Source organism: Paraburkholderia sp. GAS333 (assembly GCF_050435665.1).
GTDB classification, from domain to species: Bacteria; Pseudomonadota; Gammaproteobacteria; order Burkholderiales; family Burkholderiaceae; genus Paraburkholderia; species Paraburkholderia fungorum_A.
Genome location: NZ_JBNDKS010000004.1, coordinates 321738 through 335421 on the forward strand (window position 1 = coordinate 321738; position 13684 = coordinate 335421).

12 protein-coding genes are annotated in these 13684 nt (G+C 63.4%); 7 read left to right on the forward strand and 5 right to left on the reverse strand.

Translation table 11 applies throughout. The features are described from left to right. Positions 1–25 precede the first annotated feature (25 nt). The 4 genes from ABH945_RS23445 (at position 26) to ABH945_RS23460 (ending at position 3560) form a co-directional block, all read left to right on the forward strand. A complete protein-coding gene (locus tag ABH945_RS23445) occupies positions 26–871 on the forward strand; it encodes a CheR family methyltransferase (RefSeq protein WP_074768818.1) in 846 nt (281 codons plus the stop codon). A gap of 22 nt (positions 872–893) precedes the next feature. Next, a complete protein-coding gene (locus ABH945_RS23450; protein WP_429252293.1) occupies positions 894–1508 on the forward strand; it encodes a chemotaxis protein CheB in 615 nt (204 codons plus the stop codon). 9 nt (positions 1509–1517) lie between these two features. Further along, on the forward strand, positions 1518–2645 hold the full coding sequence (locus ABH945_RS23455) for a hybrid sensor histidine kinase/response regulator (RefSeq protein WP_074768814.1): 1128 nt from the start codon (positions 1518–1520) through the stop codon (positions 2643–2645). Positions 2646–2741: 96 nt separating this feature from the next. Next, the gene (locus ABH945_RS23460; protein ID WP_429252083.1) at positions 2742–3560 is read left to right on the forward strand and encodes a helix-turn-helix transcriptional regulator; all 819 of its coding nucleotides are present in this window, start codon (positions 2742–2744) and stop codon (positions 3558–3560) included. Between the two features lie 4 nt (positions 3561–3564). On the opposite strand, the gene ABH945_RS23465 is transcribed toward ABH945_RS23460, so the two are convergent. Then, positions 3565–4521: a LysR family transcriptional regulator gene (locus ABH945_RS23465; protein ID WP_429252084.1), complete on the reverse strand. Its 957-nt coding sequence runs from the start codon at positions 4519–4521 to the stop codon at positions 3565–3567. Between the two features lie 250 nt (positions 4522–4771). On the opposite strand from ABH945_RS23465, the gene ABH945_RS23470 reads away from it, so the two are divergent. The 3 genes from ABH945_RS23470 to ABH945_RS23480 are packed head-to-tail and all read left to right on the forward strand — an operon-like array spanning position 4772 to position 7825. Beyond that, positions 4772–5971: an aromatic amino acid transaminase gene (locus ABH945_RS23470; RefSeq protein WP_429252085.1), complete on the forward strand. Its 1200-nt coding sequence runs from the start codon at positions 4772–4774 to the stop codon at positions 5969–5971. Positions 5972–6014: 43 nt separating this feature from the next. Next, positions 6015–6806, forward strand: a complete 792-nt coding sequence (locus tag ABH945_RS23475) for a class II aldolase/adducin family protein (protein ID WP_429252086.1) — start codon at positions 6015–6017, stop codon at positions 6804–6806. Between the two features lie 38 nt (positions 6807–6844). After that, positions 6845–7825, forward strand: coding sequence for a 2-dehydropantoate 2-reductase (locus tag ABH945_RS23480; RefSeq protein WP_429252087.1), 981 nt, complete (start codon positions 6845–6847; stop codon positions 7823–7825). A gap of 66 nt (positions 7826–7891) precedes the next feature. Here ABH945_RS23480 and ABH945_RS23485 read toward each other — a convergent pair whose 3' ends face one another. The 4 genes from ABH945_RS23485 to ABH945_RS23500 form a co-directional block, all read right to left on the reverse strand. Next, the gene (locus ABH945_RS23485; protein ID WP_429252088.1) at positions 7892–8101 is read right to left on the reverse strand and encodes a hypothetical protein; all 210 of its coding nucleotides are present in this window, start codon (positions 8099–8101) and stop codon (positions 7892–7894) included. A 37-nt stretch (positions 8102–8138) separates the two neighbouring features. After that, positions 8139–9845, reverse strand: coding sequence for an FAD-dependent oxidoreductase (locus tag ABH945_RS23490; protein WP_429252089.1), 1707 nt, complete (start codon positions 9843–9845; stop codon positions 8139–8141). Positions 9846–10096: 251 nt separating this feature from the next. Then, on the reverse strand, positions 10097–12052 hold the full coding sequence (locus ABH945_RS23495; protein WP_429252090.1) for an AI-2E family transporter: 1956 nt from the start codon (positions 12050–12052) through the stop codon (positions 10097–10099). 182 nt (positions 12053–12234) lie between these two features. Next, positions 12235–13518 (reverse strand): DUF445 domain-containing protein, encoded by a 1284-nt coding sequence (locus ABH945_RS23500; protein ID WP_074771115.1) that lies wholly within the window; start codon positions 13516–13518, stop codon positions 12235–12237. Positions 13519–13684 lie beyond the last annotated feature (166 nt).

Here is a 13684-nt window from a genome sequence, read left to right on the forward strand (position 1 = left end):
GAACAGGCAGTACGAACCCGAACCCATGAATCAGTCCGAATATGACGCGCCGCAACGCATGAGCGATTTCGACATCGAGTTGAAATTGCTGCTGGAGGCGATCTACCTCAAGTATCAGCACGACTTCCGGCACTACGCGATGTCGTCGCTGCGGCGCCGGTTGTCGCAGGCGCTGGACGAGTTCGGGCTGAAGACGCTGTCGCAGTTGCAGGACCGCATCATGCATCACGGCGACGAGTTCTCGCGACTGTTCCAGTACCTGACGGTGCAGGTCAGCGACATGTTCCGCGACCCCGCGTATTTTCTCGCGCTGCGCGAACATGTGTTGCCGCGTCTGCGCACCTATCCGTCGATCAAGGTCTGGGTGGCGGGATGCAGCACGGGCGAAGAACTGTGGTCGCTGAAGATACTGTTCGACGAGGAAGGTCTGACCGAGCGCACGCTGTTCTATGCAACCGATATCAACCCCGACGCGCTCGCACGCGCCGAGTCCGGCATCTATGCGCTCGACCGGGTTCAGGGTTTCACGCAGAACTATCTGGCCGCCGGCGGCAAGCGGTCGTTGTCGGACTATTATCATGCTGCGTATGGCGGCGCGCGCTTTGCAGGCTCGCTGAAAGACCGCGTGGTGTTCGCCGATCACAGCCTCTCCACCGACGAAGTGTTTCTCGAAGCGCATCTGGTGTCGTGCCGCAACGTGCTGATCTATTTCGATCGCGGTTTGCAGGATCGCGCGCTGGGTCTGTTCGAAAATGCGCTGGTACGGCGCGGTTTTCTCGGCCTGGGCAGCAAGGAAAGTCTGCGTTTTTCGCGTCATTACGAAGCGTTCGACGAATTCCGTCCAGGCGAACGCATTTATCAGAAGCGCTAGCACGGTCATCATGACTCGCTCAATGCTCAACCCGTCCACCGATTCCCAGCCGCGCACCGCTGAGCCGCGCGCCTACGATCTCGTCGTGATCGGCGGGTCGGCGGGCGGGATCGAAGTGCTGAACGTGCTGCTCGGTGCGTTGCCCGCGCGTTTCGGCGCGGCCGTGATGATCGTCACGCATCTGCCGCCCGACTCGCCGAGCTATCTGGTGCAGGCCTTCGCGCATCGCTGCGCGCTGCCGGTAACGGAGCCGGATGCCGGCGAACTCATCGCCCCGGGGCGCGTGCAGGTTGCACCGCCGGGCTATCACATGCTGGTGGAAGTGGATCGCACTGTGGCGTTGTCGACCGATGCCGCCGTGCGCTTTTCGCGGCCTTCGATCGACGTGCTGTTCGAGTCGGCGGCGGCGGTGTATGGCGAGCGTCTGCTGGCGATCCTGCTGTCGGGCGCGAACGACGACGGCGTGCAAGGCCTCCGGCGCGTGCGGGCGCAGGGCGGCACTGCGTGGGTGCAGACACCCGACAGCGCCAGCTCTCCCGAAATGCCGCGCGCCGCGATCGAACGCGGCGCGGCCGACTCTATCTACAATCCTGAAACTATGGCTCGCCGGCTTGCCGCGCTGCCAGCCTCTTTCTGACCCGATGCCATGACGAATCCACCCGTGAACATCCTGATCGTCGACGACATCGTCCACAACATCACCGCGCTCGAAGCGTTGCTGGCGCGGCCGGACCTTGCGGTGCTGGTGGCCGACTCGGGAACCGCGGCGCTCGACCTGCTGCTCAAGCACGAAGTCGCGCTGGCGATTCTCGATGTCAACATGCCCGGCATGAACGGCTTCGAACTCGCTGCATTGATGCGCGGCAGTCCGCGCACGTCGCACGTGCCGATCATCTTCCTGACGGCGACCGCGCAGGACGCGTCGCGCACGTTTCGCGGCTACGAAGCGGGCGCGGTCGATTTTCTGTACAAGCCGTTCGATCCGCGCATTCTGCAATCGAAGGTGGATGTGTTCGTGCAGCTCGAACAGCAGAAGCGCCAGCTTGCCGCGCAACTCGTGACCACGCGTCAGATGCTCGAAGCCAACGAGATGCTGATGGCGGTGCTGAGTCATGATCTGCGCACGCCGCTCGGCGCGGTGCTGGCGTCGGCGGAATACCTGATGCGCACGGCCGCCGACGAGCAGTCGGTGACCGTTGCGGCGCGGGTCAAGAACAGTTCGCTGCGCATGGCGCGGATGGTCGATCAGTTACTGAATCTGGCGCGGCTGCAAGGCGGCCGCCTGCCGCTGCAACCGCGCTCGATCGAACTGGCGACTTTGTGCCGGTCGGTGATCGACGAATTCGCGTCGCGCGAAAACGGCAAGCGGATCGTGTTTTCCAGCAGCGGCAATACGTCGGGCGCGTGGGACACGGATCTCGTGTGGCAAGCCGTGTCGAATCTGGTTAGCAATGCGCTCCATCATGGCGCGGCGGGTGGCGATATCGGCGTCGAAGTGGATGGCGATTCGGTCGATTCGGTCCGGCTGAAAGTGTCCAATCTGGGCACGATTCCGTCCGAAGTGTTTCCGCATCTGTTCAAGGCATTCGGGCCGAACACCAACGGCGGACGTCCGCGCGAAGGGCTCGGACTCGGCCTGCATATCGTGCAGGAGATTGCGCGGATGCATGGCGGCAGCGTCGGCGTCGAATCGAACGACACGACGGGCACGGTATTCACCATTGAATTGCCGCGAATGGTGACGTTGCAACGCGGCTCGTTCACACGCAAGTAGCAGCGCGGGGCGGCATTCCGGCCGCCGATTGCGCAAGTGCCGCTGTGCTACGCTTGCCGGAATCAATCCACGCAGCGCGAGCCGAAGAATCCCATCATGCGTTCATGGCGCATCGCTCCACCTAACCGCAGCGCACAGATCAGCACCTCGCGTGCGACCGATCTCGTCATGGCGATCTCGCATGCCGACGCCGATGCGCTCGCGGCAAGCATGCTGGCAACCGTCGGCGATACGCTGCCGGTTTCGCAATGCACCGTATTCGCCTATGAATTCGACGCGCGGCCGCGTACGGTGTCGGCGGCGGATCATCGCGGCGGCCGCTTTTTGCGCGACGTCGCCGAGCGTTACGCCACGCACTTTTATGCACTCGACGGCAATCGGGCGATTATCGGCCGCACGTCGGGCACGCAATCTCGCGACACGCTGGTGTTGCATCAACAGCAAAGCGCGGAGATCGAAAACGAAGCGTATCGCGCGGCCTGTTACGCGCAGCCCAATGTATCGGACCGGCTGTCCTTACTTGCGCAACCCGTCGACGGCGTCTGGCTGTCGATCAATTTCTATCGTGACAGCGCATACGGCAACTTTGCGCCGCGCGAACTCGAACAGGTTGAGAGCGTCGCGCATCTGTTCGCGCACGCCGCTAAAAGCCACTACGCACTTAATGGACAGCATCAGCAGGGACCGTCGGTGGCGATGCTGTCGCGGGTTCGGCGGGCATGTCCGGCGCTCACGCCGCGCGAACTCGATGTGCTGCGCGGTGTGCTGGAAGGCGCGAGCGCTGCTGAAATCGCGCTGCGAATGGGCGTCAAACCGGCGAGTGTCGTCACGTATCAGAAACGCGCTTATGCGCGGCTCGGCATTTCGAATCAGCGGCAGTTGTTCGCGCTGTGCTCGACGCCGGAGCGAACCTAAGCCGTCATTCCGGGCTGCCGTTTTTATTGCGCTGCCGCGCAAAAGCCTGCGTTTCGCGATCCCAACGCTTCAGCCACGGTGCGATGAATTCCGCGAAGCCGTCGGCGGGCGGCGACAGCGCGCGCTCCGTCGAGCGATACACGCAGACTTCGCGGATCGTTTCAGGATCGACGATGCGCTTCATCATCAGCCCGAACGTGCGCGCGAGCGGCGCGACGTAGGCCGGCGCGAGCGTGACGGCCAGTCCCTGTGCGGCGAGCCCGAAAGCCGTGGTGACGTTGTCCACCACATCCACCGGAATGATGCGGGCCTCCACCGGGAGATTGGCGAGCATTTGCCCGACCGCGCGTTCGTGATCGCGGCCCGTGGCGACAATCGGCACATCGCGCAGATGCTGCCACTGCACGCGACGTCGCGTGTTGAGCGGATGCGTCGGCGCGCACCACATCACCCACGGACTGGCGAACGCCGGTTCGCAGCGCACGCGTGTGCCGCTTTGCCGGTCGGGGCCGATGGCGAGATCGACGTCGCCGCTTTCGACTCGCTCCACCAGTTGCTCGACCACCGTATCGCAGATACGCACCACCACCTTCGGTTTGTCGCGCGCATAGTCGGCGATCGCGGCGGGCAACGCGGTGGCGGCCAGCACCAGCGGCGCGCCCACCCGCACGATACCCGCCGCGCGATTGCGGATATCGTCGGCGGATTGCGCGGCGGCGCGCACGTAGCGCAACACCGATTCCGCCGACGACAGAAAGTCCTGCCCCGCGCTCGACAGATTGACGCGCCGCGTGGTCCGGTCGAACAGGCGAAAACCGAGTTCCGTTTCGAGGTCGGCCAGCAACTGGCTGACCGCCGACGAAGTCAGCCCGAGCCGCTCCGCCGCCGCGCCGATACTATGCAGATCGACGATGGCGAGAAACGCCTCGAATTGACGGATGGTGACGCGAGTGAGTGGCATCGTTCGATTCTAAAGAAAAACTTAACAATCGTGAAAAATCGATTGATTGTGTGCAAAGCGACGTTGACCGACACTCGTGCAAATCGACGCGTACGGCCAAACGCGCTTAGACTTCCCAGTCGCACGAGGATCTGCAATCGCTGGCCGGTTCAACGCCGCCAGCCGGTCAGCCCACATTAAAATCGCATAGAGACAGCATCAAAACAGCTTCGCGACCGTTTTGGCCGAAGCCCGCATTCAAGGACTTGTCATGTTCGACCACATTCCCGCGTACCCAGGCGACCCGATTCTGAGCCTGAACGAAGACTTCCAACTGGACCCCCGGCCCAACAAGGTCAACTTGAGCATCGGCATCTATTTCGACGATGCCGGCAAGCTGCCCGTGATGGACGCCGTGCGCCGTGCCGAGACCGCGTTGCTCGATTCGATCGGCCCGCGCTCGTATCTGCCGATGGCGGGCTTGCCGCTCTATCGCGACACCGCGCAGGCGCTGGTGTTCGGCGAACATAACGAAGCGCGTGCCGCAGGCCGCATCGCCACACTGCAAACGCTGGGCGGATCGGGTGCGCTGAAGGTCGGCGCGGACTTCCTGAAGCGCTATTTCCCCGGCTCGCAGATGTGGATCAGCGATCCGAGTTGGGAAAATCATCGCGTCGTGTTCGAAGGTGCAGGGCTGACGGTCAACACCTATCCGTACTACGACGCGCAAACGGGCGGCCTGCGTTTCGCCGACATGATCGACACGATCGCGGGTCTCCCGGAACAGAGCGTCGTGCTGCTGCACGCGTGCTGCCATAACCCGACTGGCGTCGACCTGAGTCCGGCGCAATGGACGGAACTGGTGCCTGTCTTGCAGCGCCGCAAGCTGATGGCGTTCGTCGATATGGCGTACCAGGGTTTCGGCGCGGGTCTCGAAGAAGACGCCGCCTGCGTGCGTCTGCTCGCCGACGCAGGCGTGCCGATGATCGTCGCGAATTCGTTCTCGAAGAACTTCTCGCTGTATGGCGAGCGCTGCGGTGCGTTGAGCGTGGTGTGCAAAAGCGCGGAAGAGGCGGGGCGCGTGCAGGGACAATTGATGTCGGCGGTACGTGCGAACTACAGCAATCCGCCCACGCACGGCGCGCGGCTCGTCGCCAACGTGCTCGCTGATTCGACGCTGCGCGCGTCATGGGAAAGCGAACTCGCCACCATGCGCGAGCGCATTCTTACCATGCGCGGCACGATTCACGCGGGGCTCGCGGGCCGGGTCGATGAAGTGATGCGCGAGCGTTACGTCGCACAGCGCGGCATGTTCACCTACACCGGGTTGAGCGAATCACAGGTCGAGCGCTTGCGCAGCGAATACGCGGTGTATGTGCTGCGCTCGGGGCGCATGTGCGTGGCGGGCCTGAATGCACGCAACGCCGGTTATGTGGCGTCGTCGATCGCGGCGGTGGTGTCGGGCGCATAAGGCCCGCACCCGGGCTCGCGAGACTATAAACATGGAGACGTTGATGAGCACCCTCGAACCACAACCGGCGAGCCCGCAAAAGCATCACGCGATGCACCCGGACGAATGGGAGGCACGCGTGCAACTGGCCGCGTGTTACCGGATTTTCGACATGCTCGGCTGGACCGAGATGATCTACAACCACATCACGTTGCGCGTTCCCGCCAGCGTGAGCGGTGGCGAGCGGCAGTTCCTGATCAATCCGTTCGGACTGCACTACAGCGAAGTGACCGCAAGCAATCTCGTGAAGATCGACGCGCACGGTCGGGTGCTCGATCACTCGCCGTATCCGGTGAATCCGGCGGGGTTCGTCGTGCATGCGGCGATTCACGAAGGCTTGCCGGACGCGCACTGCGTCATGCACACGCACACCACGGCGGGCGTGGCCGTCGCATGTCTGGAAGACGGCTTGCAGCAGACCAATTTCTACAGCGCACAATTGCACGACCGTATCGCGTATCACGATTTCGAGGGCATCACCGTGCATGCGGAAGAGGGGCCGCGTCTGCTCGAACATATCGGCGATAAACAGGCGGTGATCCTGCGCAATCATGGGCTGCTTGCGTGGGGCCACACGTTGCCGCAAACTTTTGCGGTGTTGTGGACGCTCAATCGCGCGTGCGAAATCCAGATGGCGACGTTCTCGATGGGACGCGCGCGGCCCGTGCAGGAAGAGGTGGCGATTCGCTGTTCGCGCGACGCGTTGCAGTTCGACCCGCGTCACGGCGCCGGGCAGGATGTGTTCGATGCGCTGGTGCGGCGCGTGGATCGCATCGACGCAAGCTACCGGGATTGACAGCGAATTCACTGACTACAAGTTCAAGGATCGAAGCGATGAAAGTGGTTATTTACGGCGCGGGCGCGATTGGCGGCTGGATGGGCGTGCGGCTCGCGCAGGCCGGTCACGAAGTGGGCGTGGTGGCGAGAGGCGCGACGCTTGCCGCGTTGCAACGTGACGGCTTGCGGTTGATCGAAGGCGATGTCACGCGCACGGTGAAGGTGAACGCCAGCGAAAAGCCTGCGGACCTCGGCGTGCAGGATCTCGTCGTGGTCGCGGTCAAGGGGCCGGCGATGGCGTCGGTGGCCGCGCAAATTGCGCCGCTGCTCGGCCCGGAAACCATCGTGCTGACGGCGATGAACGGCGTGCCATGGTGGTTCTGCGACGGACTCGGGCGCGACTTCGCGGGCCAGCGATTGAAGTCGATCGATCCCGACGGCGCGATTGCCGCGGCCATTCCGGGCGCGCAGACAGTCGGCTGTGTGGTGCATGCAAGCTGTCTCGTCGATGCGCCTGGCGTGATACGGCATCATCAGGGCAACGGGTTGATTCTCGGCGAGGCGTCGGGGCAGCCGAGCGCACGCGTCGAGGCGCTGACGGCGGCACTGGTCGCAGCGGGCTTCAACGCGACGATGTCTGCGCAGATCCAGCGCGACGTCTGGTACAAACTGTGGGGCAACATGACGATGAACCCGGTCAGCGCGATCACCGGCGCGACGACCGACCGGATTCTCGGCGATGAACTCGTACGAGGTTTCGTGACGAACATCATGCTGGAGGCCAAGGAAATCGGCGCACGTTTCGGCATTCCGATCGATCAGGACCCGGCGGATCGTCACGAAGTCACGCTCAAGCTCGGCGCGATGAAAACGTCGATGTTGCAGGACGTGCAGGCAGGCAAGGCGATCGAACTGGATGCGCTGGTCGGTGCGGTGCGCGAACTCGGGCAACTGACGCACGTGCCGACGCCGTTCACGGATGCGCTGCTCGGTCTCGCGCGTTTGCATGCGCGGACGTTGGGGTTGTATCCGGCGTAACTGGTTGAAGGTTGAGGATGGGTCGCGAAGCCGCTGTGCAATTGCTGCACGGCGGCTTTTTGCTTGTTACGGCGCTCCCGCAGCGACTGCCGCGACTTCCGTCGACGCAGGCAATTTCGCCGCTTCGATCAACGACAATGCCCGTTGCGGGTCGTCGAGTTCAGTCATACAGAGCAGCGCGAGGCGTGCGAGATAAAGCGGGGCTTGCGCTTCGCCTTCGGCGGTGAGGGTTTGACAGAGCGTCGTGTAGACGAGGTCGAGATCGCTATCGGTCATGAGGTGAGGTCCTTTCTAATGCGTTCGATCCGTCGGATTATTGGCAAGCCAGCGTAGCGGTCAGCGTGTGCAGTACGGTTTGCGCATTGCCGTTGCGCCAGCGGGCAAGCACATGACCGTCGGGCCGGATCAGGTAGACGGTGCCGGGTGTGGCGTCGAACATCTCGTGCAGGCGGCCGGTTTGATCGATTGCATGTGGGCATGTCATGTTGGGCATGTCGATTTTTGTCAGCTTCACCGTCTGCAACTTGATACGCCGGTCTGCCAATGTTCGTTGCAATTGCAGCCACGCGTCGTCTTGCGCGGTTTCGTCATCGAAGCGCAGCGCAGTGAAGCACGGACCGAGAAGATCCGTCAGATGGATCGCGGTGTTCGTACCGTCGTCCGCGCGCCTGAGCAGCCGGCATTCCGGCAGCACGGTGCCAGGCTTCGGGCCTCCACTGAACGTGTCGTCCGTCGCCGCGTACAGCGGCGAATTCAGGTACGCGATCGCATGCGTCTGCCGCGGATTGATCAGCGGACGCACGGTCGCGTGCTTCCCGGCGAGCCCAAGCACGGCGGTGCGCATCAGGTCGAAGGCGAACGACGGGGGCGCCATGAACTCCGTACTCTTCATTCCGTAACTCAGATTTTCGCGCGCGGCGAATACGCGCTCGTCGCTGTAGCTATCGAGCAAACCCGGCGACGCCGTGCCGTTGACGACACATCCGAGTTTCCAGCCGAGATTATCGGCATCGTCGATGCCGGAATTCGCGCCGCGCACGCCGAAGATCGGCACCAGATGCGCGGCGTCGCCCGCGAAGAGTACCGAGCCGTGCCGGTATCGTTCGAGCGTCAACGCATTGGCTTTGTAGACGGTGATCCAGATTGGCGACCACGCGCCGGTTTCGCCCATGGAGTCGAGCAGGCTTTGCACGCGCGGCATCACGTTTTCGGGGGCGATGGCGGCGTCGGGGTCTTCGTCGTCGCGCAACTGGTAGTCGATGCGCCACACGTTGTCCGGCTGTTTGTGCACGAGCACGGTCGAGCCGGGATTCGATGGCGGATCGAAATACGCGAGACGTTCGGTGGCGCGCGCGCTGTCCAGTTCGATGTCTACGATCACGTAGCGGCCTTCGTAGGTCGTGCCAGTCAGCTTCAAACCGAGCGCGTCGCGGATCGTGCTGCGTCCGCCGTCGCACGCGACGACCCAGTCCGCGTCCATCGTCCAGCCGATGTCGCCGGTTTGCAGCACAAGTGCGGCGCCGCCTTCGGGCTTCTGCTCGATGCCCGTCACCCGTGTTTGCCAGCGGATCCCGATCAGATCCGGGCGCTTTTCAACCTCGTCGAGCAGCAACTGCTCGATCTGGTATTGGGCGATGTTGATCATCGGCGGCAACGACTGCTCGTCATCCTGATGCATCGCAAAACGGAACACTTCGGCGTCGCGATAGAAGCTGCGGCCGCCGGTCCACGGCAGACCTTTTTGCAGAAAGCCGTCGACCACGCCAAGGCGTTTGAATATCTCCAGACTGCGCCGCGAAATGCAGATGGCGCGGCTACCGGTGCATACGCTGTCGTCGGCTTCGATCAGCACCGAGCGCACGTTCTGGCGAGCCAGCGCGAGTGCGAGCGTCAGCCCGACCGGGCCGCCGCCGACAATTGCTACCGCGCGTTTTTCAGGGTCGTGTGCCCCGACTAGCGGCGGCACCTCGCCGACGTAGTGGCGCGGCGAAAAGGGATAGGGCTTGAAGGGGCGGCTCACCAGTGTCTCCGATGGTTGCTGTTTTTCGATGCTGAGGATTGCATGCCGGCGAATATTGTTCAGGTTCTGGATGCGACGCGGCGTGAATCGATGGAGAAAGTATGCGGCAGTAGGTGAGAAGCGCTGTCCTCATTTTGGGTACAACGGGGATGCATGTCTGGAAATTGAAGTGGCGAATCAGGCATTAAAAAAGCCGCGATGCGCTGACGCGCTCGCGGCTTTTGCACTTCCTCCGGGAAAACCGGTACGCCCTAATCCCCACCCCCCACCTGCGCCGCCACCCGCCCATGCTGCGCACCCACCGCGACCTGGCATTCCTCGATCATCGCGCGAAAACTCGGCGCAGCATGCGACGCGCCAGTCGCGCCCAACTCCGCGCCGCCTTCAGTCAAGCCGCCAACGCCGACCACCAGCGTCGCCCGTGGCCGCCATTCGCGCGTGCGTCGCAGCATGTTACGCAGATACGGCGGCGACTCCGGCGCATCGAGCGAGACGATGCAGATGATCGGTGTGTCCTTGAAGCTCGGCTCGTCGGCGCGCGCGCTGCGATAGCCGGAGTGGGTGGCCATCATCGGCGCGAGTCCGTGGCGGCCGAGCAGTTGCACCGCGATCGCGGTCGTGACTTCGTCGAACGCGCCGCGTCCGGGCACGCACAGCACCGACGATTTCGCGCTCTCCTGCTGCTCGCGCGAACGTGCCGCGATATGGCTGTCGTGCTGCTCCGACAGATCCGCCGATGCCGACGCCAGCAGCGCACTCGCGGTATCCGCAGGCTCGCTGCGCGTCAGCCGGTCCGGCAATCCATCCGCGATTTCGAGGTTCTCGACGATATCGACCAGCGCGTCGTTGATCCGCTGCAACTGGTCAGGCATCAGCACCCCGCGCATCGCGTCGTTGCGGGCCAGCTTCAGGCCTTCGAGCGCGACGTTGTCGTAGTAATCGATCAGCGACATCTCGCGCAGCAAGCGCTCGGCCTGCACGATCGCCTCGTGCGGATCGTCCGCGAGCAGCCGCTGATAAAAGTTCTGCGCGGGCGTGAGCGCAGGCTGATCGCCGAGCAGCACCGTGAGGAAGTTCAGCCGGTCGGCATAGCGGCCTAGCGTGACCACACACAGCGTCAGCGGGGTGGACAGCACGAGGCCAATCGGCCCCCACAGCCAGCTCCAGAAGATCGCAGCAACGACCACCGCGAGCGGCGACAGCCCCGAGCGATGACCGTACAGCAGCGGCTCGGCAATCTGCCCCGCGACCACGTCGACGACGATAAAAAGGATCAGCGTATACACCGCCATCGTCCATTGCGGCTGGATCGCGGCGGCAAGAAAGACCGCGAGAATCGCCGCGATCCAGATGCCGATATACGGCACAAAACGCAGCAGCGCGGCAATCACGCCGAACAGCAGCGCGCCCGGCACGCCGATGATCGCCAGCCCGATCGCGATGGTCCCGCCCGCGCTCAGATTCACGCCGAGTTGCGCGACGAAGTAGCGCGAGAGCCGCACAGCGGCGTCGTTGATCGCGGTGGTGGTGCGGTGCAGATCGCGCGAGCCGAACAGGCTGATCAGCCGGTCGCGCAAATCCTCGCGTTGCAGAAGAATGAAGATCGTCACGACCAGCACGATGAAGGTCGTCTCGATCGGCGCAATAGCCGGCGACAACGCGCGCTGTGCAAGCTGCATCGGCGTCGGCGCAGGCTCGTGGACTTCCACCGGCTGCGGCACCGCAGGCGCATTACGCGCGGCACGGCCAGTCGGGCGCGGCGGATTCGGCTTGGACGGCGCGACGCGTTGCAAGGTCGCGGCGGCGCGGCTCATCAGCGAGTCGGCGCGGCCTACGGTCTTTTCCTGAATCGTTTCGATCTTCTGCTCGATCGCCACCTGATACTGCGGCAGATCGCCGGCCAGTTGCACCAGTTGCGCGCCGATCAGCGCGCCGACCGCCAGCAACGACGCCAGCGCAAACAGCACCGCGATGAAAATGGACGGCAACTGCCCCATGTGAAAGCGCCGCAGCATCTGCACGAGCGGCGCGAGCAGGAAGCTCAGCATCACCGACAGCGTGATCGGAATCAGCACCTCGCGCGCGAAATAAAGCCCGCACACCACCACCACGCCGGTAATGACCGACGCGAGACCGTGCAGGCTCGGCGTGCCCGGCGGGTAGACGCGGTTCGGACGCCCATGCGGCGGCGGTAACGATATTTTCATGAACACACTTTTCGAATGAGGAGCGCTGTCGTTCTTTATGCAAACCGCACGCGGATGCAACGGTGTCGTCCGGGCAAGAGCGCCTCAGCAAAACCTATGCCCGAATTGTAGGCGCTTTGGCTGATGCGAAGCTGATGCGCGGCCTTACGGAAGCTCGCTTGTTAGCGGGATGCTCAATCGGCTTATGAGCCGATGTGCAGGCGCAACAACTCGAACAGTTGCGAGCTGGCATACAGCAGCAGCCCGATAAATCCGCCGACAATCGTCCCGTTGATGCGGATGTATTGCAGATCCTTACCAATGTTCAGTTCGATCTGCCGCGACATCTCACGCGAGTCCCAGTTCTTCACCGTATCACTGATGTGCCGCGTGAGGAATTGGGCAAAGTCCGGCGCCATTGCGCGCGCCGCGTCTTCGAGATGGTCGTTCAGCGACTGACGCAGCGCCGCGTCGTTCGCGAGTTCGCGGCCGACCCACTGGCCCATCGCCATCACACGTGCATGCAGCGCCGAATCGGCGCTTTGCAGGTCGCGCTTGAGCCACCCGCGCAATTCGCCCCACATGTCTTTCACGTAGGCGCTGAACGCGTCGCCTTCGACGAGATAGCGCTTCAGTTCCTCGCCCTGTTGCAGGAATGCGGGATCGGTCTTGAGCTTGACGATCAGCTTTTGCGCCGCCTCGTCGAATTTCTGCCGGAGCTGATGCGTCGGGTTCTCGCTGATCTGTTCAAGCATCCGGTTCACCGCATTCGCGATGGCTTCCGCGCCTTTCTCTCCGAGCCACGCGGACGGCAGGATCTTTTCCATCTTCGGATATTCGCTTTTCACCCAGTCGACGATACGTTCGGCGATGAACTCGCGCGCCGGCGCTTCGCGCAGCAGCGCGACGACCTGTTCGATGCCGGCGTCGAGCAATTCCTGATGACGGCCGTCGCGGGTCAGCGTGTCGAGAATCGCGCCCATCGATTGCGACAGATCCACCTTGCCGAGCACGTCGCGCAATGCGTCCTTGATGAAAACCTGGATGCGCACGTCGTCGGTCAATTCGAGAATCCCGCCGGTCAGCCTGACGACGTAGTCGCCCAGGCGTGCGGTGTTGGCCGGTTCGCTCAGCCACTTCGTGATGCTTTGCGCCGGATCGTGTTTCTGGATCAGCCCGACCAGCGACGGCACGTCGAGAAATTTGTCCTGCACGAACACCGCGAGGTTGTCGGCGATCTTGTGCTTGTTCTTCGGGATGATCGCCGTGTGCGCGGAGACGAGCGGGATCGGCACGCGCCGGAACAGCGCCGCCACCGCGAACCAGTCGGCCAGCGCGCCGACCATCGCCGCCTCGGCGACCGCCTTGATGCCGTCCACCCAGAAGCCGCGCGGCATGAACGCGGTCACGACGAAAATGCATGCGGCCGCGAGCAGCAGCAGTAACGGCGTGCGCTTGGCCTTCTTCAGTTCGAGTGTCTTGTTCATCGGCGGCGGGTTGGGGCGACCGGTTGGATCGCGGGAATCGTTGCGCATCGCTCGGCGCACGGCCAGCAAACGCGAGTGTAGCGCCGCTGGCGTGGCCTCGCGCCCTTGGTCGTGTCTGGGTCGGGCTTGGGTTGTGCCTGTATGGCGACCATGACGGGACTATCTT

Excerpts from the sequence above, each read along its gene's own strand:
- ABH945_RS23450 (WP_429252293.1), top strand. The coding sequence starts at position 894 with ATGCTCAACCCGTCCACCGATTCCCAGCCGCGCACCGCTGAGCCGCGC.
- ABH945_RS23470 (WP_429252085.1), top strand. The coding sequence starts at position 4,772 with ATGTTCGACCACATTCCCGCGTACCCAGGCGACCCGATTCTGAGCCTG.
- ABH945_RS23445 (WP_074768818.1), top strand. The coding sequence starts at position 26 with ATGAATCAGTCCGAATATGACGCGCCGCAACGCATGAGCGATTTCGAC.
- ABH945_RS23495 (WP_429252090.1), bottom strand. The coding sequence starts at position 12,052 with ATGAAAATATCGTTACCGCCGCCGCATGGGCGTCCGAACCGCGTCTAC.
- ABH945_RS23455 (WP_074768814.1), top strand. The coding sequence starts at position 1,518 with ATGACGAATCCACCCGTGAACATCCTGATCGTCGACGACATCGTCCAC.
- ABH945_RS23480 (WP_429252087.1), top strand. The coding sequence starts at position 6,845 with ATGAAAGTGGTTATTTACGGCGCGGGCGCGATTGGCGGCTGGATGGGC.
- ABH945_RS23475 (WP_429252086.1), top strand. The coding sequence starts at position 6,015 with ATGAGCACCCTCGAACCACAACCGGCGAGCCCGCAAAAGCATCACGCG.
- ABH945_RS23465 (WP_429252084.1), bottom strand. The coding sequence starts at position 4,521 with ATGCCACTCACTCGCGTCACCATCCGTCAATTCGAGGCGTTTCTCGCC.
- ABH945_RS23485 (WP_429252088.1), bottom strand. The coding sequence starts at position 8,101 with ATGACCGATAGCGATCTCGACCTCGTCTACACGACGCTCTGTCAAACC.
- ABH945_RS23500 (WP_074771115.1), bottom strand. The coding sequence starts at position 13,518 with ATGAACAAGACACTCGAACTGAAGAAGGCCAAGCGCACGCCGTTACTG.
- ABH945_RS23460 (WP_429252083.1), top strand. The coding sequence starts at position 2,742 with ATGCGTTCATGGCGCATCGCTCCACCTAACCGCAGCGCACAGATCAGC.